Source organism: Niveispirillum sp. FG156 (assembly GCF_057809555.1).
This window is the reverse complement of sequence record NZ_JBMDKE010000010.1, coordinates 14,905-39,911: the sequence shown is the minus strand read 5'-3', so window position 1 is coordinate 39,911 and position 25,007 is coordinate 14,905. Positions and strand designations below refer to the sequence as shown.

At 64.0% G+C, this 25,007-nt stretch carries 29 protein-coding genes; 21 read left to right on the top strand and 8 right to left on the bottom strand.

The window, feature by feature from the left end; translation table 11 throughout:
* Nucleotides 1-199: 199 nt before the first annotated feature.
* The 3 genes from ACODSP_RS08100 to mltG all read left to right on the top strand — a co-directional run bounded on the left by ACODSP_RS08100 (nt 200) and on the right by mltG (nt 2,862).
* Nucleotides 200-436 (top strand): acyl carrier protein, encoded by a 237-nt coding sequence (locus ACODSP_RS08100; protein WP_102111039.1) that lies wholly within the window; start codon nt 200-202, stop codon nt 434-436.
* Nucleotides 437-577: 141 nt separating this feature from the next.
* The gene (fabF, locus tag ACODSP_RS08095) at nt 578-1,843 is read left to right on the top strand and encodes a beta-ketoacyl-ACP synthase II (RefSeq protein WP_488965107.1); all 1,266 of its coding nucleotides are present in this window, start codon (nt 578-580) and stop codon (nt 1,841-1,843) included.
* A gap of 8 nt (nt 1,844-1,851) precedes the next feature.
* Complete coding sequence (mltG, locus tag ACODSP_RS08090) at nt 1,852-2,862, top strand: endolytic transglycosylase MltG (protein WP_488965106.1); 1,011 nt, start codon at nt 1,852-1,854, stop codon at nt 2,860-2,862.
* Here mltG and ACODSP_RS08085 read toward each other — a convergent pair whose 3' ends face one another.
* Entirely contained in the window at nt 2,863-3,600 is a 738-nt protein-coding gene (locus ACODSP_RS08085) for a glutathione S-transferase family protein (protein ID WP_488965105.1), read from the bottom strand.
* A 219-nt stretch (nt 3,601-3,819) separates the two neighbouring features.
* Here ACODSP_RS08085 and ACODSP_RS08080 point away from each other — a divergent pair, with 219 nt between their 5' ends.
* A complete protein-coding gene (locus ACODSP_RS08080; RefSeq protein WP_488965104.1) occupies nt 3,820-4,512 on the top strand; it encodes a helix-turn-helix transcriptional regulator in 693 nt (230 codons plus the stop codon).
* A gap of 9 nt (nt 4,513-4,521) precedes the next feature.
* On the opposite strand, the gene ACODSP_RS08075 is transcribed toward ACODSP_RS08080, so the two are convergent.
* The 3 genes from ACODSP_RS08075 to ACODSP_RS08065 form a co-directional block, all read right to left on the bottom strand.
* Complete coding sequence (locus ACODSP_RS08075; protein ID WP_488965103.1) at nt 4,522-5,403, bottom strand: protein phosphatase CheZ; 882 nt, start codon at nt 5,401-5,403, stop codon at nt 4,522-4,524.
* Between the two features lie 6 nt (nt 5,404-5,409).
* Complete coding sequence (locus tag ACODSP_RS08070; protein WP_281262358.1) at nt 5,410-5,793, bottom strand: chemotaxis response regulator CheY; 384 nt, start codon at nt 5,791-5,793, stop codon at nt 5,410-5,412.
* Between the two features lie 202 nt (nt 5,794-5,995).
* Nucleotides 5,996-7,666: an NAD+ synthase gene (locus ACODSP_RS08065; protein ID WP_488965102.1), complete on the bottom strand. Its 1,671-nt coding sequence runs from the start codon at nt 7,664-7,666 to the stop codon at nt 5,996-5,998.
* Between the two features lie 185 nt (nt 7,667-7,851).
* Between ACODSP_RS08065 and ACODSP_RS08060 the strand changes: the two genes are divergently transcribed.
* From ACODSP_RS08060 to ACODSP_RS08045, 4 genes are all read left to right on the top strand, one after another.
* Complete coding sequence (locus tag ACODSP_RS08060) at nt 7,852-8,511, top strand: LolA-like protein (RefSeq protein WP_488965101.1); 660 nt, start codon at nt 7,852-7,854, stop codon at nt 8,509-8,511.
* Nucleotides 8,508-8,993, top strand: a complete 486-nt coding sequence (locus ACODSP_RS08055) for an FKBP-type peptidyl-prolyl cis-trans isomerase (RefSeq protein WP_488965100.1) — start codon at nt 8,508-8,510, stop codon at nt 8,991-8,993. Before ACODSP_RS08060 ends, ACODSP_RS08055 begins: the two co-directional genes overlap by 4 nt.
* A gap of 90 nt (nt 8,994-9,083) precedes the next feature.
* Nucleotides 9,084-9,650: an FKBP-type peptidyl-prolyl cis-trans isomerase gene (locus ACODSP_RS08050; protein WP_488965099.1), complete on the top strand. Its 567-nt coding sequence runs from the start codon at nt 9,084-9,086 to the stop codon at nt 9,648-9,650.
* 106 nt (nt 9,651-9,756) lie between these two features.
* Entirely contained in the window at nt 9,757-9,957 is a 201-nt protein-coding gene (locus ACODSP_RS08045) for a YdcH family protein (RefSeq protein ID WP_094457733.1), read from the top strand.
* A gap of 100 nt (nt 9,958-10,057) precedes the next feature.
* On the opposite strand, the gene ACODSP_RS08040 is transcribed toward ACODSP_RS08045, so the two are convergent.
* A complete protein-coding gene (locus ACODSP_RS08040; RefSeq protein ID WP_488965098.1) occupies nt 10,058-10,690 on the bottom strand; it encodes a LabA-like NYN domain-containing protein in 633 nt (210 codons plus the stop codon).
* A 239-nt stretch (nt 10,691-10,929) separates the two neighbouring features.
* Between ACODSP_RS08040 and folK the strand changes: the two genes are divergently transcribed.
* The 9 genes from folK (at nt 10,930) to era (ending at nt 18,443) form a co-directional block, all read left to right on the top strand.
* Nucleotides 10,930-11,427: a 2-amino-4-hydroxy-6-hydroxymethyldihydropteridine diphosphokinase gene (folK, locus tag ACODSP_RS08035; protein WP_488965097.1), complete on the top strand. Its 498-nt coding sequence runs from the start codon at nt 10,930-10,932 to the stop codon at nt 11,425-11,427.
* Between the two features lie 85 nt (nt 11,428-11,512).
* Nucleotides 11,513-11,899 (top strand): DNA-directed RNA polymerase subunit omega, encoded by a 387-nt coding sequence (rpoZ, locus tag ACODSP_RS08030; protein ID WP_488965096.1) that lies wholly within the window; start codon nt 11,513-11,515, stop codon nt 11,897-11,899.
* Between the two features lie 65 nt (nt 11,900-11,964).
* On the top strand, nt 11,965-14,175 hold the full coding sequence (locus ACODSP_RS08025; RefSeq protein WP_488965095.1) for a RelA/SpoT family protein: 2,211 nt from the start codon (nt 11,965-11,967) through the stop codon (nt 14,173-14,175).
* A 38-nt stretch (nt 14,176-14,213) separates the two neighbouring features.
* The gene (locus ACODSP_RS08020; RefSeq protein WP_488965094.1) at nt 14,214-14,762 is read left to right on the top strand and encodes a DUF2062 domain-containing protein; all 549 of its coding nucleotides are present in this window, start codon (nt 14,214-14,216) and stop codon (nt 14,760-14,762) included.
* Nucleotides 14,763-14,773: 11 nt separating this feature from the next.
* A complete protein-coding gene (locus tag ACODSP_RS08015) occupies nt 14,774-15,523 on the top strand; it encodes a pyridoxine 5'-phosphate synthase (protein ID WP_488965208.1) in 750 nt (249 codons plus the stop codon).
* Nucleotides 15,520-15,933 carry a holo-ACP synthase gene (gene acpS, locus ACODSP_RS08010; protein WP_488965093.1) on the top strand — a complete coding sequence of 138 codons (414 nt, stop codon included), beginning with the start codon at nt 15,520-15,522 and terminating at the stop codon, nt 15,931-15,933. Before ACODSP_RS08015 ends, acpS begins: the two co-directional genes overlap by 4 nt.
* Nucleotides 15,934-15,936: 3 nt before the next feature.
* The gene (lepB, locus tag ACODSP_RS08005; RefSeq protein WP_488965092.1) at nt 15,937-16,788 is read left to right on the top strand and encodes a signal peptidase I; all 852 of its coding nucleotides are present in this window, start codon (nt 15,937-15,939) and stop codon (nt 16,786-16,788) included.
* Nucleotides 16,788-17,465 (top strand): ribonuclease III, encoded by a 678-nt coding sequence (rnc, locus tag ACODSP_RS08000; protein ID WP_488965091.1) that lies wholly within the window; start codon nt 16,788-16,790, stop codon nt 17,463-17,465. The genes lepB and rnc overlap by 1 nt, the downstream gene beginning before the upstream one ends.
* Nucleotides 17,466-18,443, top strand: coding sequence for a GTPase Era (gene era / locus ACODSP_RS07995; RefSeq protein WP_488965090.1), 978 nt, complete (start codon nt 17,466-17,468; stop codon nt 18,441-18,443).
* 440 nt (nt 18,444-18,883) lie between these two features.
* Here era and ACODSP_RS07990 read toward each other — a convergent pair whose 3' ends face one another.
* Nucleotides 18,884-20,041, bottom strand: coding sequence for a flagellar motor protein MotB (locus ACODSP_RS07990; RefSeq protein WP_488965089.1), 1,158 nt, complete (start codon nt 20,039-20,041; stop codon nt 18,884-18,886).
* Nucleotides 20,042-20,175: 134 nt separating this feature from the next.
* Here ACODSP_RS07990 and ACODSP_RS07985 point away from each other — a divergent pair, with 134 nt between their 5' ends.
* The 4 genes from ACODSP_RS07985 to ACODSP_RS07970 are packed head-to-tail and all read left to right on the top strand — an operon-like array spanning nt 20,176 to nt 23,191.
* Complete coding sequence (locus ACODSP_RS07985; protein ID WP_488965088.1) at nt 20,176-20,664, top strand: flavin reductase family protein; 489 nt, start codon at nt 20,176-20,178, stop codon at nt 20,662-20,664.
* Nucleotides 20,665-20,722: 58 nt separating this feature from the next.
* Entirely contained in the window at nt 20,723-21,574 is an 852-nt protein-coding gene (locus tag ACODSP_RS07980; protein ID WP_488965087.1) for an alpha/beta fold hydrolase, read from the top strand.
* Nucleotides 21,567-22,544 (top strand): YheT family hydrolase, encoded by a 978-nt coding sequence (locus tag ACODSP_RS07975; RefSeq protein WP_488965086.1) that lies wholly within the window; start codon nt 21,567-21,569, stop codon nt 22,542-22,544. Before ACODSP_RS07980 ends, ACODSP_RS07975 begins: the two co-directional genes overlap by 8 nt.
* A gap of 56 nt (nt 22,545-22,600) precedes the next feature.
* The gene (locus ACODSP_RS07970; RefSeq protein WP_488965085.1) at nt 22,601-23,191 is read left to right on the top strand and encodes a hypothetical protein; all 591 of its coding nucleotides are present in this window, start codon (nt 22,601-22,603) and stop codon (nt 23,189-23,191) included.
* Between the two features lie 3 nt (nt 23,192-23,194).
* Here the strand turns inward: ACODSP_RS07970 and hemB are convergent, their stop codons facing one another.
* Both hemB and ACODSP_RS07960 read right to left on the bottom strand, forming a co-directional pair.
* Nucleotides 23,195-24,190, bottom strand: a complete 996-nt coding sequence (hemB, locus tag ACODSP_RS07965; RefSeq protein ID WP_488965084.1) for a porphobilinogen synthase — start codon at nt 24,188-24,190, stop codon at nt 23,195-23,197.
* A 73-nt stretch (nt 24,191-24,263) separates the two neighbouring features.
* A complete protein-coding gene (locus ACODSP_RS07960; protein WP_488965083.1) occupies nt 24,264-24,950 on the bottom strand; it encodes an exopolysaccharide biosynthesis protein in 687 nt (228 codons plus the stop codon).
* Nucleotides 24,951-25,007 lie beyond the last annotated feature (57 nt).

The window sequence follows — 25,007 nt, the reverse complement described above, 5'->3', positions numbered from 1 at the left end:
CGGTTGGGGGCTTTCGAAAGGGCTCCCTCGGCACCACTTGCTGCGAATGCTGGTCAGGGGCCGCCGTTCATGTTAGATGACGGCTCTTTCCTGACCGGCGTCGCGGGCCGGGCAAGGAGACTGCTTGTTCGTTTCCCGCGATGGCCCTTAACAACCGGCCCCGGCCGGTCCCACCGGAAGATCCTGAAAGGTCAAATAAATGAGCGATGTTGCTGAACGCGTGAAGAAGATCGTTGTCGAGCATCTGGGCGTCGACGAGGCCAAGGTCACCGACGAGGCCAGCTTCATTGACGATCTGGGCGCCGACAGCCTGGACACCGTCGAACTGGTCATGGCCTTCGAGGAAGAATTCGGCATCGAGATCCCGGACGACGCCGCTGAGAAGATCCTGACCGTCAAGGACGCCATTTCCTTCATCAGCGCCGCCAAGGACTGATAGCGAAGGTGGGACAAGGGCGGGGGGCGGCCATGCGTGGCCGTCCCCGGTCCTGGCAATCCCCCTTGCTCTGCACCATGTCTATCCGGGTGGCGGCCTTGGCCGTGCCCGTTTTCGTCTTCACTTATTAAGGTCGGATACATGCGCCGCGTCGTCATCACCGGTATGGGTCTCGTGACTCCGCTCGGGGTCGGGGTGGAAACCAACTGGGATCGGCTGATCAAAGGTCAGTCGGGCATTCGCACCATCCAGGGCTTCGATGTCTCCGATCTTCCCTGTCGCATCGCAGGCCAGGTGCCGCGCGGTGACGGCAGCGACAGCACCCTGAACCTCGATCTCTTCATTCCGCCCAAGGAACAGAAGAAGATGGATGACTTCATCATGTTCGCCATCGCGGCGGCAGAGGAAGCCATCAAGGACAGTGGTTGGAAGCCGTCCAATGACGAGGAATTCGAACGCACGGGCGTATCCGTGGGCTCCGGTATCGGTGGCCTGCCCGGCATTTATGAAACGTCGCTGGTGCTGGCCGAAAAGGGGCCCCGCCGCGTTTCGCCCTTCTTCATCCCGTCCTGCCTGATCAATCTGGCGTCGGGCCATATCTCCATCAACCATGGCTACAAGGGCCCGAACCACGCTGTGGTCACGGCCTGCTCCACGGGTGCCCATTCCATCGGCGATGCCGCGCGCATGATCGCGCTGGACGATGCCGACGTGATGGTTGCCGGTGGTGCCGAAGGGGCCTGCTCGCGCCTGGGCATTGCCGGCTTTGCCGCCGCCCGTGCGCTGTCGACCGGCTTCAACGACACGCCCGAATGCGGCAGCCGCCCCTATGATAAGGGCCGTGACGGCTTCGTCATGGGTGAAGGGGCCGGTGTCGTGGTTCTGGAAGAGTTGGAGCACGCCAAGAAGCGTGGGGCCAAGATTTACGCCGAAGTGATCGGATATGGCCTGTCGGGCGATGCCTATCACATCACCTCGCCGTCGGAAGATGGCAATGGCGGTTTCCGCTCCATGCGCATGGCCATGAAGCGGGCTGGCCTGAACCCCGGTGACATCGACTATATCAACGCGCACGGCACCTCCACGCCGCTGGGCGACATGATCGAACTGGGGGCTGTGAAGCGCCTGTTCGGCCATGATCTGGCCGGTGCCTCCATGTCTTCGACCAAGTCGGCCATCGGTCACCTGCTGGGTGCCGCCGGTGCGGTGGAAGCCATTTATTCCGTCCTGTCGATCCGCGATCAGATCGTTCCCCCGACCCTGAACCTGGAGAACCCGGACGATGGCACGGAGGGCGCCGATCTGGTGCCGAAGGTGGCAAAGGAACGCAAGGTCCGTGCCGCCCTGTCCAATAGCTTCGGCTTTGGCGGCACCAACGCCTCGCTGGTGTTCAAGGCCGTGTCCTGATCACCAGCGTGAGCGAGACGCCGGAAAACCAGACAAAACCGCGCCGCCGTTGGCTTCTGCCGACGGCGGCGTCGCTTTTTATCCTTGCGGCGGCTTGTGCCGGTGGCGTTTGGCTGGGCTGGCAGCGCTATGTGGAGCCGGGTCCGCTGACCACCGACACACCGGTGGTCATTCCGCGCGGCACGGGCGTGCAGGGTATTGCCCAGCGTCTGGTCGATGCGGGCGTGGTCGGACATCCTCTGGAACTCGTCATCGCCTCACGCCTGCGAGGTGATGGCCCCAAGCTGCGGGCAGGGGAGTATCTGTTTCCGGCGGGGATCAGCGTGAAGGATGCGCTGGACCTGATCATCTCCGGCAAGGTCATCGTCCACCGCGTGACGGTGCCGGAAGGCCTGACCAGCTGGCAGATCGTGGAACGGCTGCGCAGCGAACAGGCCCTGTCGGGTGATGTCACCGACATACCCGCCGACGGCACCCTTCTGCCTGAAACCTATCAATATCTGCGCGATGATGCCCGCGCCGACATCCTGTCGCGCATGTCGGATGACATGGAAAAGGCGCTGGACCGGCTCTGGGCCGACCGTGACCCCAACCTTCCCCTGAAATCCAAGCAGGATGCTGTCATCCTGGCCTCCATCGTGGAGAAGGAGACGGGTGTGGCGTCCGAGCGGCCCCGCGTGGCGGGCGTGTTCGTGAACCGTCTGCGCATCGGCATGCGCCTGCAATCCGACCCAACCATCATCTATGCCCTGTCGGACCGGCGCGGGCAGATCGACCGTGACCTGACCCGCGCCGACTGGAAGCTGGAAAGCCCCTACAACACCTATGTCGTTGCGGGCCTGCCCCCCGGCCCCATCGCCAATCCCGGCCTGCTGTCCTTGCAGGCCGTGCTGAAACCGGAAGCGCACAAATATATCTACTTCGTGGCCGACGGTACCGGCGGGCACGCCTTTGCCGAAACACTGGAAGAGCATAACCGCAACGTCGTGAAATGGCGGCGGGTCCGGGACGGGGATTGATCAGGCCGCCGCCTGCTGGACCCGCCCCCACCACCAGGCATGATCGGGATAGAACCGCGCCGCCATGCGCTGCACATAGGGCGTGAAGGCGCCGTGCGCCTCCACGGTACTGCGCAGCGGCGTGTCGAACAGCGGTGCCAGGGCACCGGCCAGGACCGCAAAGGCAAAGGCGTCCACGCCGGTGGGCCGGTCGCCCATCAGGAATGGCTTGTCACCCAGCAGGGCCGCCAGCGCCGCCAATGACCGGTTGGCCAGTTCCAGCCGTTCGGCATCGCTGTGCCGGCCGATGCCGTGGGCGTGCATGTTGGCGGCCACCCGCTCCCGTACATCCTTGATGATGGCCGCGCGCAGATGGTCGGGGGCGGCCTGGAAGAACTGGGCCGGGCCCTTCTGGAAATTGCCCTCATCCATCCAGCGCTCATGAACCAGTGCCCAGCAGAAATGATCCTCCAGCATGCGCTCGATGGCCCAGGCCTCCGCCCGCTGCCGCACTGTCAGGCCTTCATCCAGGTCGATGCCGCGCGTGCGCTCGATATGGGCGCGGATGAAGGTGCTGTCGGCGACGATCACGCCATCATCCTCAATGATCGGCAGCTTGTGCTTGGGTGTCTTCTCCAGATCGCCCTTCACCTTCTCAAAAGCCAGCCCGGCCATGTGCAGCTGCACTTCCGTCTTGGTGACATAGGGGCTGGGTTCGGGAAGGCCGAAGGCGGGGCCGAAAGCGTGCAGCGTGATCATCGGGGTGCTCCATCGTCGCGTCGGTTGCTGTGATGGGGATGGTTTACAGCACCCCTGCTGCCACCCTACTGTCAGCATCCTGTCAGAAGGGCAGAGATTACCAAACCGCCAAGGGTTTACCCTTGACGGTTTGGAGGCTGGCGACTGCCAGCCCGGCGCTCATGCGCCGTGAGCCAAGGGCGCGGACGCGCCCGCCCGGCGACTGAGGGAGATGACATAATGCGGCGTGCGGACCGGTTGTTTCAGATCATCCAGATTCTGCGCCGGGCCCCGCGTCCGATCACGGCGGATGCCATCGCGGCGGAGCTGGAAACCTCCAAACGCTCCATCTACCGCGATATCGCCACCCTGATCGGGCAGCGCGTGCCCATCCGGGGAGAGGCCGGGGTCGGCTATATGCTGGAGGGCGGGTTCGACATGCCGCCTTTGATGCTGACACCGGATGAGATCGAGGTGGCGATGCTGGGTGCGCAATGGGTGTCCCGCCACGGCGATCCCGTCCTGGCCCGCGCCGCCGCCGATCTGATGGCCAAGATCGAGGCGGCGGTGCCGGAGGATCTTCGCCCCGTGGTGCAGCGCCCGGCCAGTGTCGCCCCGCCGCGCCCGCGTGCCGTTGAGGATACGATTGACATGGTGGCACTGCGTGCCGCCATCCATGCCGGGCACCGGCTCTATCTCACCTACCGCGATGAGCAGGGGCGGGAAACGGTGCGGTCGGTCTGGCCCATCCTGATCGCCTATTTCGACAATGCCCGCACCCTGGCCGCCTGGTGCGAGATGCGGGCCGACTTCCGGCATTTCCGCACCGACCGCGTGGTCCGGGCGGAGTTCACGGGCGAACGCTATCCGGAACGCCCCGCAACATTGCGGGTACGCTGGCGCAAAAGCCTGGATCGGGCAGAAAACTGCTGATCCCGTCGGTTACGGGAACAAATCGTCCACAGCGGACTGCGACAGGGCAGGGCCGCTGGTCGCAGCGTCATCTTCCACCACCGGCTTGGCAGTCGGCTTTGCGGCGGGCGGCGGTGGGGGTGCGACTGGTGCGGCTGCCACCGGCTGCGGAGACAGCGGATCATTGCCAGCGGCGCGGGCCGCAGCAGCACCGGTCAGCAGCATGTCGACCGCATCCTGATTGATGGCACCTTTCAGGGAAGGGCCGTTCATCAGATGCGCGTCGGGGCGTGTATCCTTGGGTTCATCGGCAAGGGCCGCCGCCATCTCGTCCGCGTCGAGACTCTCCAGACCCCAGATCTGGATCATGGCATGCACGCGACGCTCAATATAACGCAAGGTGTTCACCACCTTGGTCATGCGCTGGCCCGTGATGTCCTGGAACGAACAGGCCGTCATGATCTCCGTGACTTCATTGTCCAGGGTCTGGGCAAGGTCAGGGCGATCTTTGCGCAACCGGTCGGCCACCGACTGGATACGCTCCGAACCGTTCAGGATCTCGGTTGTCGCATGCTCGGTGGATTGCAGGATGGCGTCCAACTCCTCCGTCGCGCGCATGATGCGGTCGGCTGACGGGTCGTCGGGCTTCAATGCGGCGATCTCGCGCCGCGTCTCCGCGATATGCGAAGAAAGATCCTGCAGCTCACGCCGCAGAACCTTGATGTGCGATTTGGGATCAACTTCCGGGTGATCACGCTGATCGCGGATCAGGCGGCGGACATCGTCCACCGCCACCACCCGGTTCCGCCGGTCACGGGCGCGCAAAAAGGCACGACCGCGCGGACTGGACATCAACGCGTCCTCGATCTCGTCGTAATCCTGATCGGACAGATCGAAGATCGGTTCGGACACGGCGGATCAGCCCAGCGCGCCGAGGACGCTTTCGATCTTCTTCTTCAGCGTGTCAGCGTTGAAGGGCTTGACGATGTAGTTGTTCACGCCGGCTTCCTTGGCCGCGATGACGTTTTCCGTCTTCGATTCGGCGGTCACCATGATGAAAGGCGTGGCCTTCAGACGGACATCGGCGCGCACTTCCTTCAGAAGCTGCAGACCGGTCATCGGCTCCATATTCCAGTCGGAAATCACCAGACCAAAGGCTGCTGAACGCAGCTTCGACAGCGCTTCCGCACCATCGGCGGCTTCATCGATCTTCGTGAACCCGATCTGGGTGAGCAGGTTCCTGATGATACGCCGCATCGTCGCGTAATCGTCGACAACCAGCACCTGAATGTTCAAGGACACTGCGGAACCCCCACCTGAACGTGTTGCACCAAAGGAAATCTACCGAATATTTGCCCGGCGTCCATAACGGGCGCCGACTACCCTTTCAGGTTACCCGATCCGGCCTTCCAAGCCAATCAAGTTCACCCCGATCCGGGTTACAGCGCCGCACTTTGGTAGGCAGTCCCTGGCTTGTCAAGCCATGACCCCTGGCAATCTATGCTTATGCACCACGAACCAGGGACAGAAGCCCGCTGGTGATGGGATAGCGGCGGTCGCGGCCAAAGCTGCGCGAGGTAATCTTCACGCCCGGCGGCGCCTGACGGCGCTTATATTCGGCCCGGTCCAGCATGCGCCAGACCCGGTTCACCGTTTCTGCGTCGTGCCCGCGCGCCACGATGTCATGCAACGAAAGGTCGCGCTCGACCAGGCATTCCAGGATATCGTCCAGCACCGGATATTCGGGCAGCGTGTCCTGGTCCTTCTGATCGGGCTTCAATTCCGCTGTCGGGGCCTTGGTGATGATCCGTTCGGGAATCACCCGGCCCGCCGGCCCCATGACGCCCTCTGGATGGTTCTGATTGCGCCAGTGCGACAGCTTGTAGACGGTCGTCTTGTAGACATCCTTCAGGACATTGTACCCGCCGCACATGTCGCCATACAGCGTGGCATAGCCAACGGACATTTCCGACTTGTTGCCCGTGGACAGGACCATGCTGCCAAACTTGTTCGACAGGGCCATCAGGGTCAGTCCGCGCGACCGGCTTTGCAGATTCTCTTCCGTGATGTCGGGCTTGGTACCCGCGAAGGACGGGGCCAGCATCTGGGCGAACGCATCCATGGCCGGACGGATGGAGATGGTGTCGATGCGGCAACCCAGCAGGCCGGCACATTCGGCGGCATCATCCAGGCTGTCCTGGCTGGTATAGGGGCTGGGCATCATCACGCAATGGACCTTGTCGGCCCCCAGCGCATCGACCGCCACGGCGGCGGAAATGGCCGAATCGATGCCACCCGACATGCCCAAAATGACGCCCGGAAACCGGTTCTTGCTCACATAATCGCGCAAGCCTAGCACCATGGCACCGTACAGCGCGCCCAGCGCATCCGGCGGGGCCACCTTTTCGTCCGACGCCCCCGTCCAGCCATCGGCACCGCGTACCCAGCGCGTGATGGCGACGCGGCTGGCAAAGGCCGGCAACTGCGCCACCAGCGACCGGTCGCGGTTCAGCACAAAGGACGCGCCGTCGAAAACCAGCTCATCCTGACCGCCGACCTGATTGAGATAGATGAGCGGCAGGCCCGTCTCCACGACGCGCGAGACGGCCAGTTCCAGGCGGCGGTCGGCCTTGTCGATCTCAAACGGGCTGCCATTGGGTACGACCAGCAGTTCGGCGCCCGTCTCGGCCAGCGTCTCGGCCACGTCAGGCTTCCACATATCCTCACAGATCAGCACACCCAGCCGCACACCCCGGAAATTCACGGGGCCGGGCAGGGGGCCGGCGGTAAAAACCCGCTTTTCATCGAAGGGGCCGTAATTGGGCAGATCATGCTTCAACCGCACCGCCGCGATGGCGCCGCCATCCAGCAGCAGGGCGGCATTGTAACGCTGCCCGTCGACACGCCAGGGGGCGCCGACCAGCAGGGCTGGACCGCCATCGGCGGTTTCCGCCGCCAGCGCGCGCACCGCATCCTCGACCTTGTCCAGGAAGAAGGGCTTCAGCACCAGATCTTCGGGCGGATAGCCGCAGATGGAAAGCTCGGGATAGACGACAAGGTCGGCACCGGCGCTGGCGGCCTCGGCACGTGCGGCGCGGATCAGGGCGGCATTATGGTCCAGGGAACCCACGGTGGGGTTGATCTGGGCCAGCGCGATGGTCAATTGATCGGTCATGATACCTTGTCCTGCCGGAACTTCTGCCTGGATGCGGCGTGGTTCGCCCTTCATATGCTCTTGCTGAGTATAAGGGGTCAAGCCGCCCTCCGGTGGCGGCGTGGGCATGGCCGCCTTGCTTCTCCCGGCTTGCGGCGCTGTCCCGGCATCCGTAACGTGCCGCTAACGAATCCTAGTGGAGCCTGATGATGGCCCTTTCCCGTTCGGCCCTGCTGGGGCTCGGCCTGTTGCTCACCGCCATGCCGGCCTGGGCGGAAAAGCTGCCGGTCCCCGCTGCCGCTTTCTCCGCCGCCCAGAACCTGACCGTGGATGGCGTGGCCCTGTCGGCCCGCATCTTTCATGATAAGGGGCTGGAACGCCGGGAAAGCCGGGTGGATGGCCTGAACAACCTGCTGATCATCCGTCCCGATCAGGGGGAGGCGCTGGTGGTGCAGCCGGAAAGCAACATGGGCATGAAGCTGCCTTTGACCGATCCGGAGGTCGGGATGGTGGCCAGCAGTCTGGCGCAGCTGTCGGGCACGGCGGAGGGTAGCGAAACCCTGTCCGGCGAGACCGTGACCCGTTACCGGGTGCAGGACATCACGCCCGATGGCGCCGGATTCGATGGCCGTGTCTGGGCCACCCGCGACGGCATGTATGTAAAGATGGAGGGAAAGACCGGCGGGGAGGGGGCGGCCAGCATCGCCATGACCCTGACAGATATCCGGCGTGGGCCCCAGGACCCGGCCCTGTTCACCCCGCCCGCCGGCCTTTCGGTCATGACGCTGGACCCGATGGAAGGTCGCATGCCGCCCGCCTTCCAGGCCGACAAGGAGAAGGCGGCGAAGGAAGGGGCGCCGAAATGAAACGTCGCGAGCTGTTGCTGGCCGCACTGCCGGCCATCCTGCTGCCCACCACCGCCCAGGCACAGGCGTTGAGCAGCGCTGAACAGGCGTTCCTGGCCAAACTGGGGCCTGACTGGCAGGCCGTGACCAATGGCCCCACGCGCTATCGCATCGTGAAATCGGGTCCGGCCACCGGGCCGCTGGTACCGCTCGTCTCCACCGCCACCCTGCATTATCAGGGCCGGCTGGAAAGCGGGAAGGTGTTTGAGGATACGCGCGAGATGGGCCAGCCGGCGCAGCTGATGCTGACCCGCGCCATTCCCGGCTGGAAGCAGGTGCTACCACTGATGCGCAAGGGCGATGTCTGGGAATTGGCCATTCCGGCCACTGCCGGCTATGGCTCCTCCGGCTCTGCCAGTGGCAAGGTGCCGGCCAATGCCAACCTGTTCTTCACGATCGAGGTGCTGGGTTTTGTAAAGCCCAAGCTCAGCAGCGGATTATAGGGCGGGCAGGGGCACGCATTGCGTGACCCGCAGCCCGATCCATGGTAACCCGCTGTCTCTCCATTATCCTGTGCAATGCGGAGCGTTGACATGACCGGCCGCCTGACGAAAGCCGCCTCCCTGATCGCCCTGTCCCTGGCGCTGGCCGCCCCGGCCGGTGCGCAGCAGGCGCCGGCAGCGCCGCCGGCGGGGGGCGTCAATGATGTGCTGTCAATGCCGCGTGTCGATCCGCAATTGCAGTATCTGGTGGAAAACCAGAAGAAGCCCGGCTGGCAGGTGACGCCGTCCGGCCTGCAATACCGCGTGGTCCGTCGTGTGGCCGGCAATCCGCCGCGTCCGCTGCTGTCGGACGAGGTGACGGTGAATTATCGGGGCGTGCTGATCGACGGCAAGGAATTCGACAGTTCCTACGGTCGGGGCCGTCCCGCCACCTTCCCCGTGAACCGGCTGGTGCGCGGCTGGCAGGAAGCGCTGGTCATGATGCGCGTGGGGGAGCAGTGGGAACTGGCCGTGCCCGGCAATCTGGGCTATGGCCTGCGCGGGCAGCCCGATGGCGGCATCCCGCCCAATGCGACCCTGTTGTTCACGGTTGAACTGTTGGGCATCCGCAAGCCGGACACCACCAATCTTCTGGCCAAGCCCGGTACCGTTCGCTGACCAACCCACGTTTACGAAAATTGCGTGCCCCACAGGGGATGCGATTTGTGGTATGGATGCGCCGGGCGTTGCAGCGCCTGGGACAAGGTGTGCGACGCGGAACCCAATGACCGACCAGCTCGTTTTGAGAGAAAAACTCGCGGCTCTGAAGACGGAGCATCGCGACATGGATGATGTCATCCAGCGGCTGACGGAGCAGTTCCCCGTTGACCAGCTTCAGATCCAGCGTCTGAAGAAGCGTAAGCTTCTGCTGAAGGACATGATTGCCCGTCTGGAAAGCCAGCTGGTGCCCGACATCATCGCCTGATGCCGCCTGACCGGCGCTCAACGCCATAGAAAAATGTCATAGAAAAAGGCCGCAACGGTTGTCCGCTGCGGCCTTTGTCATTGTCGGAAGGGGGCGTTGTTTATTCGCTCTGTTCCGTATGATGGTCCGGCTGCACCGCGTGATCGTCGGTGCCGGAATGTTCATGGGCCAGCGGGGCCTGCTGATACCGGTTGGAATGGCTGCGCTGGATGGAATTGGCCAGATCCTGGAGTTCCAGGAAATTGTCGGCCTGACGGCGCAATTCGTCGGCAACCATCGGCGGGGTGGACCGCACCGTGCTGATTACCGTCACGCGCACGCCCTTGCGCTGCACCGCCTCCACCAGCCGTCGGAAATCGCCATCGCCGGAGAACAGCAGGATATGATCGACATTCTCCGCCATCTCCATCACGTCGATGGCGAGTTCGATATCCATGTTGCCTTTGATCTTGCGCCGGCCCGACGCGTCGGTGAATTCCTTGGTCGGCTTGGTGACCATTGTGTAGCCGTTATAGTCCAGCCAGTCGACCAGCGGACGGATCGGCGAATATTCCTGATCTTCGACAAGCGCGGTGTAGTAGAAGGCGCGGATCAGCCGGCCCTCAGCCGCGAAAAGTTCCAGCAATCGCTTGTAATCGATGTCGAAACCCAGGGATCGCGCCGCCGCATACAGATTGGCGCCATCGATGAACATTGCCAGCCGTTCTTGCTGGTAAAATATCTTGCGTGCCATTGCTTCCTCTAATCACGTGGTCAAAAATGGTTTACCCCGGAATATTTGCACCGGACGCCCAACCGGGAAGGGCAAGCCGGGTACCGTGACGCCATTGCACCAATCTAAGGTGCCTGGACCACACGGCAGGTGACGGATGATTTCCGGCACGGTATGCCATCACATGGTTGGCAGCAAGCGCCGTAACACTGCCTCTATCGAGATAGGGTGTGGCCCTTGCGATTTCCAGGAAAACACCCGTGATTTTCATTGCCGTCGGTTCCAATCTCCATGTTCCCGGTCTGGGCAAACCCCTGGATATCTGCCGAAAGGCCTTGGCCCGGCTCGACTCCATGGGAATCACCGTTGCCGCACTCTCACGGTTCTACGAAACCGCACCTGTGCCGGTTTCTGACCAGCCCTGGTTCGTGAATGCCGTGGCGCGGGTGGAGTGTGATCTGGACGCCGCCGCCCTGCTGGATCGCCTGCATCAGGTGGAACAGGAATTCGGGCGGGTGCGGCGTGAGCGGAACGAGGCGCGGGTTCTGGATCTCGATCTGATCGATTACAAGCGTATGGTTGATGCCGGCCCGCCCATTCTGCCGCACCCGCGGATGGCGGATCGTGCCTTTGTCCTGCTACCCTTGGCTGATTTGGCGCCAGACTGGACTCATCCCGCCGACGGTCGCGGCATCGGTGATCTGATCGCCGCCTTGCCCCCGGATCAGGCCATCCGCCCGCTGTCGGGGCTGGAATGATTTCCGCGAAGGGCGGGCGTCCTTGCAATGCGGAATACAGCCCCCTATAAATCAAAGCTTATCCGTCGCTGGAGAGTATCTGGATATGGCCCGCGTTACCGTTGAAGATTGCGTCCTGAAGATTCCGAACCGTTTCGAACTGGTGATGATGGCTGCCCAGCGCGCCCGTGACATCGCTTCCGGTTCGCCCCTGTCAATCGACCGGGACAATGACAAGAACCCCGTCGTCGCATTGCGCGAGATCGCGGATGAGACGGTGGTGCTGGATCACCTGAAGAACAGCCTGATCAAGGGCCACCAGCGCGTGCCCGAGCAGGACGAGCCCGAAGAAGAGATCGTCGAGCTGATGGCTGGCGAGACCGCCTGGGGCGCCGATGCCGCCCGCGCGGAGGCCGAGGATGAGCTGGGTGGCGAGATGGACTTCTCCGAGGGCGAAGTCGGCGGTGCCGACCTGGCCGACGAGGATATCTGAGCCGACGGAACCGTACAGATGGAAGGCCCGTGTTGGCGCGATAATGCCCGGAAAGGCGGCCTGATATGAGCCGCCAGACCAAGATCATCCGCCAGTACGAGCTGGTTGAGCGCGTGATGGGGTACGACCCCAACGCCGATGAAGACGCGCTCAACCGCGCCTATGTCTTTACCATGAAGGCGCATGGCTCGCAGACGCGGGCCAGTGGCGATCCTTATTATGTCCACCCGATCTGGGTGGCCTGGCTGTTGACGGAGCTGAAGCTCGACGCCAACAGCATCATCACGGCACTTCTGCACGATACGGTCGAAGACACCCTGACGACGCTGGAGGAAATCCAGCGTCTGTTCGGGCCGGAGGTCGCGCGTTTGGTCGATGGCGTGACAAAGCTGTCGCGCATCGAGCTGCAGAATATCGGCGAGCAGAGCGAAAGCACCAAGCAGGCGGAGAATTTCCGCAAACTGGTGCTGGCCATGTCGGAGGATATCCGCGTCCTTCTGGTCAAGCTGGCCGACCGCCTACACAATATGGGCACGATCCAGTTCCTGAAGCCGGAAAAGCGCCGCCGCATCGCGCGCGAGACGCTGGAAATCTACGTCCCGCTGGCCGAACGCATCGGTATCCAGCGCTGGAAGGACGAGCTGGAGGATCTGGCGTTCAAGGAATTGAACCCGGACGCCTATGACAGCATCCGCATCCGCCTGGATGATCTGCAATCCACGGGCAAGGCCCGCGTTGATCGCATCATCGAGGAATTGGACAAGACCGTCCGGTTCAGCAACGATTCGGCCGTCGCCAATGCCGAGATCTATGGGCGTCTGAAATCGCCCTATTCGATCTGGCGCAAGATGCACGCCAAGAATGTGGCGTTCGAGCAATTGTCCGACGTGATGGCGTTTCGCATCGTGGTCGACACGCTGGGCGAATGCTATCAGTCGCTGGGCATCATCCATGCCCGCTATCCGGTCGTGCCGGGTCGGTTCAAGGATTACATCTCCACGCCCAAGCCCAACGGCTATCAATCGATCCATACAACGGTGATCGGGCCGGAAAAGCAGCGTATCGAGGTGCAGATTCGCACCCGCGACATGCATGATGTCGCTGATATGGGCGTGGCGGCCCACTGGTCCTACAAGCAGGGCAAGCCGGGCGAACAGCCCAAGACCGAGGGAAGGCAATATCGCTGGCTGCGCGAATTGCTCGACATTCTGGAGCATGCGACGCGACCGGAAGAGTTCCTGGAACATACCAAGCTGGAGCTTTTCCAGGATCAGGTCTTCTGCTTCACGCCCAAGGGTGACCTGATCGCCCTGCCGCGCGGGGCGACGCCCGTCGATTTTGCCTATGCCGTTCACAGCCAGGTGGGCGACACCTGTGTCGGTGCCAAGATCAATGGCCGCATGCAGCCGCTGCGCAGCCATTTGCAGAATGGCGACCAGGTGGAGGTGCTGACCTCGAAGAATTCCTCGCCCTCGCCGGACTGGGAAAACTTCGTCATCACCGGCAAGGCCCGCGCCCGCATCCGGCGTTTCATCCGCACCCAGCAGCGGGGTGAGCATATAAAGCTGGGCCGCGGCCTGATGGAGCGGCTGTTCAAGCAGGAAGGCTATGAATATTCGGAAAAGGCCTTCGACGGCGTTCTGAAGATTTATCAGCAGCCCAGCGTTGACGACCTGCTGGCTGCCATCGGTGCCGGCACCGAGGGCCAGCGCGACGTTTTCAACTCCATCTTCCCCGGTCACCGCAACGTCAATCCCGTTGTGGCGGATGAGAAGGTGGTGGCCATCGCCACCAAGCCGAAGCCGGCCACGAGGGGCAAGGGCACCACGCCGCTGGCCATCCGGGGTCTGATCCCCGGTATGGCGGTTCATTATGCCCGCTGCTGCCACCCGATCGTGGGGGACCGCATCGTCGGCATCGTCACCACGGGCAAGGGCGTGACCATCCACACGATCGACTGTGAGACACTGGAAAGCTTCCATGACAGTCCGGAACGCTGGATCGACGTCTCCTGGGACCCGGATGCCGACACGCCCAACGATCTGGTGGGGCGCCTGTCGGTGGTGGTGGCGAACGAGACGGGGGCGTTGGGCACGCTGTCCACGGTCATCGGCAAGAATGGCGGCAACATTACGAATTTGAAGATTACCAACCGCACGAATGACTATTTCGAGATGCTGATCGATGTGGACGTGAAGGACGTCAAGCATCTGACCAACATCATGGCGGCGTTGCGGGCCACCCCGGTGATCCATTCGGTCGAACGTGGCCGCTGACGGTCCATCTGGGGACCGGGAAGGAACCATAAGCTATCATGTTCAGGCGGCGTGAACCGTTGACCCCGGCGGGGCGCTTGCGGCGGCTGCTCTGGCCCTCCATGGGGCTGGTGCGGTCCGGGCGCTATGTCGCCTATCGGATCGCGCGGATCCAGGGTTCGCCGCATGCCATCGCCCTGGGCATTTCGCTGGGTGTGGCGCTGGCCATGACGCCGCTGCTGGGTCTGCATTTCCCCATCGCTTTCCTGCTGGCCTGGGTCACCCGCGCCTCCATCATGGGCGCCATGGTGGGCACCATCACAGCCAACCCCTGGACCTTTCCGGCAATCTGGTATTCCAGCTACCGGCTGGGCTGTTCGCTGCTGGGCATGGCGCCGGGGCATGATGATCAGGCGCGTCTGACACTGGCTTTCCTGATTGACCATCCCTGGCAGGTCTTTCTGCCCATGCTGGCGGGTGGGGCCTTGATGGGGGTGGCGGCGGGCATCATCGCTTACGTGATTGCCAAGCCTCTGATCCGGTTCTATCAGGAAAAGCGGCGGGAGCGGCGTCGGGCCGGCCGCGTGCTTGTGGGCAAGGGTGTTTGAGGGTGGATATGATGGGTGCCAAGCCGTTGCGTCTGGGCGTGAATATCGACCATGTGGCCACCGTGCGCAATGCGCGCGGCGGGGACAATCCCTGTCCGGTGCGTGCGGCCCTGCTGGCCGTCCATGCCGGCGCCGACGGCATCACCGCCCACCTGCGCGAGGATCGCCGCCACATCCGGGACGAGGATATCGACCGGCTGATGGCCGAACTGCACAAGCCGCTTAATTTGGAGATGGCGGCGACGGAGGAGATGCTGTCCATCGCCCTGCGCCACCGTCCGCACGCCGTCTGCCTGGTCCCGGAAAAGCGGGAGGAACGGACGACGGAGGGCGGGCTGGATGTTGTCGGCAACCGCGCGCATCTGAAACCCTATATCGCCCGTCTGGCCGATGCCGGCATCCGCGTTTCCATCTTTATTGGGGCGGACGCCGACCAACTGGACGCCGCCCGTGACCTGGGCGCGCCCGTGGTCGAACTGCATACCGGTGCCTATGCCGATGCCGCGCCGGGACCGGTGCGCGATGCCGAGTTGGCCCGTCTGGTGAAAGGGGCCGAACATGCAGCATCCATCGGCCTGGAATGCCATGCCGGCCACGGCCTGACCTTTGACAATGTCGGCCCGGTCGCCGCCATCCAGTCCGTTGTCGAACTGAATATCGGGCATTTCATGATGGGGGAGGCGCTGTTCATCGGCCTGCCCGCCACCATCGCGCACATGCGCGCCCGCATGGATGCCGGCCGCCGCGCGGGGGCCGCATGATCCTTGGCATCGGCAGCGATCTGGTCGATATCCGCCGTATCCAGGCCAGCCTGGACCGGTTTGGCGACCGTTTTGCCGCCCGCGTCTTCACCGATGCCGAACGGGCCCGCGCCGATGCGGCGGGCAACGCCACCGTGCGCGCCGCGACCTATGCCAAACGTTTCGCGGCCAAGGAGGCGGCGACCAAGGCGCTGGGCACCGGTTATGCAGATGGTGTGCATTTCAAGGATATCGAGGTCCTGTCCGACGGCAAGGCCCGCCCGACCCTGAACCTGTCCGGCGGCGCGCTTGACCGGTTGCACGCCATGGTCCCCCCTGGCATGGCGCCCCGCATCGATCTGTCGATGACGGATGAGTTGCCCTATGCCCAGGCGTTCGTCGTCATTTCGGCCCAACCGGCGGGGATGTGACGCATGAATCCACGCCGTCAGCCGCCCCCGTCCCGTCCGGCCCCCGACCCGCTGCCCCCGCTGGTGGAAACCCATCCGCACCATATCAGCAGCGGCTGGGGCGAGACGCTGCGCATCATCCTGGCCACCATTCTGGTGGTCATCGGCGTACGCACCCTGACATTCGAGGCGTTCAACATCCCCAGCGGATCGATGGTCCCCACCCTGCTGGTGGGGGACTATCTGTTCGTGAACAAGGCGTCTTACGGCTACAGCCGCTATTCGCTGCCGGGTTTCCTGCGCTTTGGCGATGCGGCCCCGCCGGTGACCAAGGATTGCAAGGCCGCCCCCGGCCGCCTGTTCGGCAGCCTGCCCGAACGCGGCGATGTGGCCGTATTCAAGCTGCCCAAGGATACCAGCGTCGACTATATCAAGCGCATCGTGGGCCTGCCCTGCGACCGGTTGCAGATGATCGGCGGCGCGCTCTATGTGAACGGGGAGATGGCGGCCCGCATCCGGGTGCCGGATTTCGTGCTGCATGAAGGGTTCGGCGGCGCCTTCACGGCCCCGCAATATATCGAAACCCTGCCCGGCGGGCGTCAGCATCCGGTGATCGAGATGTCGGGCGACCAGGGCCTTCTGGATGACACGCCGGTCTTCACGGTCCCGCCCGGCTATGTCTTCGGCATGGGCGACAGCCGCGATAACTCGCAGGATAGCCGCGTGCCGGAGGTGGTGGGCTTCATCCCTGTCGAGAATCTGGTGGGCCGTGCCACCACTATCTTCCTGTCGGTGAAGGAGGAGGAAAGCCTCTGGCGCTTCTGGCGCTGGGGCTCGGCCATCCGCACCGAACGGTTTTGGGAAAGGGTTGATTGATGGAACTGGATGCGTTGCAGGAGATCCTGGGCCATCGTTTCAAGGATGTTTCCCGCCTGAACGAGGCCTTGACCCATCCGTCGGTGGGCGGGGTCAACCGGGCCAAGGTGGGCAAGGGCTATGAACGGCTGGAATTCCTGGGCGACCGTGTCCTGGGTCTGGTCGTGGCCGAATGGCTGCTGGAACGGTTCCCCAAGGAACAGGAAGGCGCCTTGGCCCGCCGCCTGACCGCGCTGGTCCGGGCCGAGGCCTTGGTGGTCGTGGCCGGGCGCATCGGGTTGGGGCCGTATCTGCGCCTGGCGCCCGGTGAACAGGCGGGCGATGTGAAGCCGGCGATCCTGGCCGATGCGTGCGAGGCGGTGATCGGCGCGCTGTATCTGGATGGCGGCCTGCCGGCGGCGGCAGGCTTCATCCGCCGGCATTGGGATGCCGCATTGGAGGGGGCGAAGGCGGCACCCCCGCAGGACCCGAAGACCGGCCTTCAGGAATGGGCGCTGGCGCGCGGGCGCAAACTGCCGCTTTATACAGATATCGGCCGTACCGGCCCGGACCATGCCCCCGTTTTTCAGGTCAGTGTGACCGTGGAGGGGTTTGAGCCGGTGGTGGCAACCGGCCCCTCAAAACGCGCGGCGGAAAAGATCGCCGCCGAAGCACTGCTTTCCCGGATCAGGACGTAAATGACCGACAGCGACGATATCGTTTCCCGTTTTCTTTCTGGCCAGGATGCCAACGGCGACGCGCCGGCCCGGCCGGCCCCCACCCATCCGCGCTGCGGCTTCGTGGCCCTGGTGGGGGCGCCCAATGCGGGCAAGTCCACCCTGCTGAACGCGCTTGTCGGGTCCAAGATCTCTATCGTCAGCCCCAAGGTCCAGACCACGCGGAGCCGTGTGCTGGGCATCGGCATGGCCGGCGACAGCCAGATCCTCTATGTCGACACGCCTGGCATCTTCACGCCGAAAAAGCGTCTGGAACGCGCCATGGTCGCCGCCGCCTGGCAAGGTGCGACCGATGCCGATCAGGTGGCCGTCCTGTTCGACGCCGCGCAGAGGCGCATCGATGACGATACGCGCGGCATCGTGGAGCGGCTGAAGGAAGCGGGCCGCAAGGCGGTCCTGGTTCTGAACAAGATCGACCTGATCAAGCGGGAACGCCTGCTGGCCCTGGCCGCCGAATTTGCCGAATTCGGCGTGTTCACGGAAACCTTCATGGTTTCCGCCCTGACCGGCGACGGTCAGGAAGGGCTGTTGAAGTTCTTCGCCGCGTCCGTGCCGGAAGGCCCCTGGCTCTATCCGCCCGACCAGTTGTCGGATATGCCTGAACGCCTGCTGGCCGCCGAAATCACGCGTGAAAAGCTGTTCCTGCAGCTGCATCAGGAAGTGCCCTACGCCACGTCGGTGGAGACGGAGAGCTGGGAAGAGTTCGAGAACGGCTCCGTCCGCATCGGTCAGGTCATCTATGTCCAGCGCGACACCCAGAAGGCCATCATCCTGGGCAAGGGTGGCGCCCGCATCAAACAGATCAGCACGGCTGCCCGTGTAGAGATGGCCGCATTCCTGGGCCGCTCCGTTCACCTGATGCTGTTCGTGAAGCTGCGCGAAAACTGGGCCGAAGAACGCGACCAGTACGAACCCTGGGGCCTGGACTACAACGCCTGACCGGGTGGGGCCTGACCGGGTGGGGACGGGGGCTAAATCGGGTTTACGTTGACTGGAATCAATCCCTATCGTCATATCGGCGCTAACCGCGCCTCACGCTGGGTCCCGGCTTCCGCCGGGATGACGAAGAAAACGTGTTTCCAGTCAAACGAAGTCCGCTCTAGCCCCAAGCGGGATTGCTGACTTCCCGTCTCCTTTGCGCTATCATCACCCTATCAACGCCATACCCATGTCCGTACATTCGCAGCCACCGGCTTGTGGATCGGGTAAGCCACGGACTGTGAAACCAACACCGTTTTCGTGTTTCACTTGGTTGCGTGCGAAGGAGTCGTAGGTCAGGCTGACCGGATCGTTGTTGGGAAGTGTCATCTACGAACTCTGAAACACGGATCACTTTCGTGTTTCACTCGGTTGCGTATGATGTCGCAAAACAGGCCTGCTTACCGCGACGTCCCCACGACTGCCGGTGCCGGCTGTACCGCTGCACGCGGGGCGGCGGCGGGCGGGTTGGTGCTGCCGGCGCCGTCAGGGGCCGGTGTCGGCGCGTTGGCGGGGCGGTTGCCCGCCATCAGGCTGTCGCGCAGCAGCACGATGGAGATGCGGCGGTTGCGCGGGGAATTGGGATCATCCTTGAAAAGGTGATCGCGGTCCCCGCGACCCACAACCGTCTCGATTCTGGTGTCGCTGATGCCCATGGCTTCCAGCGCGCGGCGGGTGGCATTCGCCCGGTCGGACGACAGTTCCCAGTTGGTGTAGGAGGCGCCGGCCCCGAACGGGATACTGTCAGTATGGCCGCTGATGGACAGTTTGTTGGGCAGGTTGGAAACCGCTTGCGCCACCTGAGACATAAGCTGTGCCGTCTGCGGCTGCATCTTGGCGCTGCCCGACGGGAACATGGAATAGCCTTCCTGATCGACCAGCTGGATACGCAGGCCTTCCGGCGTCTTATCGATGATCAGGTTCTGGGCCAGGTTGCGCAGCTCGGGGATCTGCTGGATCGCCTGACGTAACTCTGCTTCGGCCTTGGCAAACTGTGCGTCCTCATGCTTGGCCAGGGCTTCTTTCAGTTCCTGCTCGTCAACCTTGCCATCCTTGTTCTTGTCGGCGGCATCTTTCTCTCCGGCGCGTTCCAGGACGGCCAGACCGTTCACCACATCGCCACGGGTCCAGCCACCTTCCTTGTCGCCGGCCCCCTTGCCGGTGGAGTCCTTCTCTGTCGGACGTCCGCTGGAGCTTTCCTGCATGTCGTCGGTCTGCTCATCCGAATTGGCGGCGGCGGGCATGGTGGGGGTGGGGACGGTGACGCCGGGCGGGCTGCTGGCATTGACCATGGCACCATCCACGCGGATGGTCTGGCCGCCCAGGATGCCGCCGGACCCGCTGGTCTGTTTGGATGCGCTGGCCGGGCTGAAATAATCGGCAATGCCCATCTTCTGTTCGGCGGTGGTCACGTTCAGAAGCCACAGCAGCAGGAAGAAGGCCATCATCGCGGTCACGAAGTCGGCATAGGCCACCTTCCAGGCACCGCCATGATGCCCGTCGCCGCCCTTGTTGATCTTCTTGATGATGATTGGGGCTTTTTCTTCGCCGCCTGCCACGATGCCATCCCGGTACGCTGATCGATGGTGCAGTGTAGCAAGCTGTTTGGCGTGGGTCACGGCCCTTGCGGCCTTGCGCGCATGCCCTACCTCGGGTTAACCCCTATTTATGTGAGGATAGGAGCTTGCCCGGTATGAGTTTCGACCAGCGCGCCTTTCGTGACACCCTGGGCTGCTTCGCCACCGGCGTCTGCATTGCGTCGGCGACCGACGCCGATGGCAGGCCCGTGGGCCTGACGGTGAATTCCTTCACCTCGGTCTCGCTTGATCCGCCCCTGGTTCTGTTTTGCCTGGATAACCGTTCCGACAGCCTGTCGGCTTTTCTGGAGGCGCCAGGCTTTGCCCTCTCCATCCTGTCCGCCGAACAGCAGGCCCTGTCGAATACCTTTGCCCGCGCCCCGCATGCCACGCGCTGGGATGGTGTGCCTGCGGTGGTGGGGCAGGGGGGCGCCCCCCTGATTCAGGATGCTCTGGCGGTCCTGGACTGCACCCGCCATGCGGTGCATGAGGGCGGGGACCACACGATCCTGGTGGGCCGCGTGCTGGGTTTCGCCAGCCAGCCCGGTGCGCCGCTGCTGTACTACCGGGGCAGCTACGCCGAGCTGAATGATGGTCAGGGTTGAAACCTGATTCATGTTTCAGTAACTTACAGACCCGTCAGCCCGCCGGAGTGCGTTTCCCATGTCCAGCTTTGTCGAGAAATCCTGCCAGGGCCTGTCGGCGACCGGGTTCCACCGTATCGCCTATCGGGAATGGGGTACGGGTGACCGGGCCATCGTCTGTGTGCATGGGCTGACGCGCAATGGCCGGGATTTCGATATCCTGGCCGCCAACCTGGCCGACAGTCTGAAGGTGCGGGTGATCTGTCCGGACGTCGTGGGGCGTGGCCGGTCGGGCCGGCTGGCCAATCCCGACAATTATAGCTATGCGCAATATCTGTCCGACATGGCGGTGCTGCTGGCCCGCCTGGATCTGCCGCAGGTGGATTGGGTCGGGACCTCCATGGGCGGCCTGATCGGCATGATGCTGGCCGCACAGCCGAACAGCCCCATCCGCCGTCTGGTCATCAATGATGTCGGTCCCTTCATCCCGAAGGCGGCGTTGGAGCGCATTGGCGATTATGTCGGGCTGGACCCGTTCTTCGCCGATCTGGACGCTGTTGAGGCCTATCTGCGGCGTCGCTATGCCGGGTTTGGCGCTCTGACCGATGCCCAATGGCGGCATATGGCGCAAACCAGTGCCGATGCGCGCGATGGAGGGTACCGTCTGGCCTTTGATCCCGGCATCTCCCGTATCTTCAAGACCAGCGCCATTGACGATCTCGACATGTGGCCGCTCTGGTCCCTGATCCGCCAGCAGGTGCTGGTTGTGCGGGGTGCGCTGTCGGACCTGCTGCTGGCCGATACGGCGGACCGGATGACGAAGGAAGGCCCCCGCGCCAGCCTCTACACCGTGCCCGATGCCGGTCATGCCCCGGCCCTGATGGCAGCGGATCAGGTGGCGGCGGTACGGGATTTCCTGGCCCATGACTGACGGCGCCCCGCCGTTCACGCCGCCCCCCTTTCGGCCCCGCTTTCCCTGGTGGGGCCGGCACCTGCAGACCATCCGCAATACCATCGTGAAGCCCGCCTATAGCCTGCCGCCGGGGCAGGAGATTCGGGTTGCCATGCCCGATGGCAGCGGCGATGTGCTGCTGGCCCGTCTCAACCCGCCGGTGGTGGCGGCGTCAAAGCCGCTGGCGGTGCTGCTGCATGGTCTGACGGGCAGCGAAGACAGCTTCTATGTCCGCGCCACCACGCGCCTGCTGTTGGACCGGGGCCATCCCGTCCTGCGCCTGAACCTGCGTGGGGCGGGGCCGTCGGCGGCGACCTGCTCGCGTCGCTATCACGCCGGGCGCACAGGCGATGTCCGGGCCGTGCTGGCGACCCTGCCGACCGATCTGGCGGCCAATGGCATCATCATGATGGGCTGGTCGCTGGGCGGGAACTGTACCTTGAAGTTTCTGGGGGAGGGGGATTTCCCCGTGCCCGTTGTCGCCGGTGCCGCCATCTCCGCCCCCATCGACCTTGCCGCGAGCAGCCGCCTGTTCGGCTCGCCCCCCAACCTGCTTTACCATCGCCGCCTGCTGGGTCAGATGAAGGCGGATATGCAGGGTAATCGGGCCCTGGTCGGGGATCGCTGGGCCGATGCCGCACTGGCTGCGCATGACCTATGGGATTTCGATGACAAGGTGGTGGCGCCCTGGAATGGCTGGGCCGACGCGCCGGAATATTACCGGGTTAATTCGGCCCTGTCCTTCCTGCCCCGGATCAGGGTGCCGACCCTGGTGGTCCATGCCCTTGACGATCCCTGGATACCGCCCGCCGCCTATCAGGACTTTCCCTGGAGCGCCAATCCCTGGCTGCGCCCCGCGATCAGCCGGGCTGGTGGGCATGTCGGTTTCCACGGGGTGGGCGGCGTCTGGTCTGACCTCTGCCTGGGCCGGTTTCTGGACGGGCTGTAACGCGTTTGTCATCTGCCGCCGCTACCCTGACCGCCCAAAGCGGAGAGGGGGATCGGATGCGTGCCTTACAGGCCTTGCTGCTGTGCTGCCTGTTGGTGGCCGCCCCGTTGGCAAATGCGCAGGAAAAGCCGGTGGACCCGGCACTGACCGGCTGGCTTTCCACCACGCCCGTCACGCTGCTGGACTGGGGCATGCTGCGGCTGGACCGGGAGGTGCGGCAGGCGGTGACGGCGCTGGGCCTGAAGGATGGACGGGATGGGCCGGTGAAGGTCGGCACGCTGTACCGGCCTTTCGACCGCCGTGTCCTGGCCTATCTCTCATTGCCCATGCCGGCGCGCGAACGCAGTCTGCCGCGCTGCCGGGAGCTTTATACCCTGCTGCGCGATCACCTGCTGGCCGGCGCGCCGGGCGGAATGTCGGCGGCGGGCTGGTACCTGCAGCGCATTTTCGGGTCCGACACGCGCGGCCCCGGCGGCGGCAGGCCGGAACCGTTCGCAGACATGCTGACCAACATGGTCCTGCTGGAGGTGACCTTACGCGTGCCGGAGGCCGATGCCTTTGGCAATGGCCCGCCCAAGATCACCTGCGCCGGTCGTCTTGATCAGGAGGAAGCGGCGGCGGTGCCGCCCTGGCGCCCGCCGGGATAAGGCTCAAGCCCGCTCCCGCAGCAGCCGGGCGGCATCGACAGCACCATAGGTCAGGATGGCATCGGTGCCGGCCCGCTTGAAGCCCAGCAGGGTTTCCAGCAAGGCCGCGTCATAGTTCAGCCAGCCATTGGCCGCCGCCGCCTTCAGCATCGCGTACTCCCCGCTGACATGATAGGCGAAGGTGGGCACGCTGAACTGGTCCTTCACGCGGCGGATGATGTCCAGATAGGGCAGGCCCGGCTTCACCATAACCATGTCCGCACCCTCCGCGATGTCCATGCCGACCTCGCGCAGGGCCTCGTCGCTGTTGGCGGGGTCCATCTGATAGGTCTTCTTGTCACCCTTCAGCAGCCCGCCCGTCTGCACGGCATCGCGGAAGGGACCGTAGAAGGCAGACGCGTATTTGGCGGCATAGGCGCAGATGCGGGTCAGCGTATGGCCCCGTTCCTCCAACGCGTCGCGGATGGCGCCGATGCGGCCATCCATCATGTCCGACGGGGCCACGATATCGCAGCCGGCATCGGCCTGGACCAGTGCCTGCCAGACCAGCGCCTGCACCGTCTCCTCATTCAGGACATAGCCATCCTTCACGATGCCGTCATGGCCGTGGCTGGTATAGGGGTCGAGCGCCACATCACCCAGGATGCCGATGCCCGGCACTTCCCGCTTGATGGCGCGGATGGCGCGGCACATCAGATTGTCGGGATTGCCCGACTCGCGGCCCTCTGGATCCTTCTTGTCAAAGGGCAGGACGGGGAACAGGGCCACGCAGGGGATGCCCAGATCGCGCGCCGCCGCTACGGCGGGGACCAACAGGTCCAGCGACAGACGCTCCACCCCCGGCATGCTGGCGATGGGCTGCCGCTGGTTCTCCCCCTCCACCGCGAAGATCGGCCAGATCAGGTCATTGACCGTCAGATGGTTTTCCGCCACCAGCCGGCGGGTCCAGCCATCGACACGGTTGCGGCGCGGGCGGGTGCGGGGGAAGTTCTGCATCATGGGGCCTGCTCGGATAAGGACGCGCCGATGCTACGCCCGCCCGGCCCCTGGCGGCAACAGTAACCCCTGCGGCCTACAGCCCCAGGAATTCATGCACGGCGTACAGCATGATCTTGATGGTCAGCGCGATGAAGCCAAAGGCGATGACCGTGCTGGCCACGGCGGAGATGTAGCCGGCAATCAGCGCCACACCGTCCCGCTCCATCAAGGCCAGTGCGATCAGGGCGATTGCGATGGAGGGAAAGATATTGCCCATGAAGATGGGCAGGATCAGCACGATGGACAGGAAGAAGACCACGACCCCGGCCAGCCGCTCCATCCGCCCGTCGACCAGATGGGTCAGACGGGGTCGCGTCACGCGCTCCACCCGGCGCAGCCAGGGTTCGGCCTTGGTCAGGACGGCCATCAGATCGGTGCGCAGAATGCTGCGGCGGCGCAGGAAGGCCGGCAGCCAGGGATGCGGGTGCCCGATCATCAACTGCATGGAGAACACAACGATGGGCATGCCGGTCACAGCCGACATGCCGGGCGGGGCCGGCAGGATGGTGGGCAGGGCGAACAACAGCATCAGGATGCCATAGGCCCGTTCCCCCAGCCCATCGATCAACTGACCGATGCTGACCCGCTCGCCCTCGACCTTTTCAATTGTTTCAAGAAGCACATCCGTCGTGCGCTTGGGTTCCGTCTTTTCGGGACCTGCGTTCTGAAAGCTGCTGACCTGTTCCAGACCATCGGGTTCGGGCGGCAATTGTGTGTCCACGGATCAACCTTTATGCCGACGGAACAGCCTGTCCGCCGGCCCTCTATACCCCGCGCG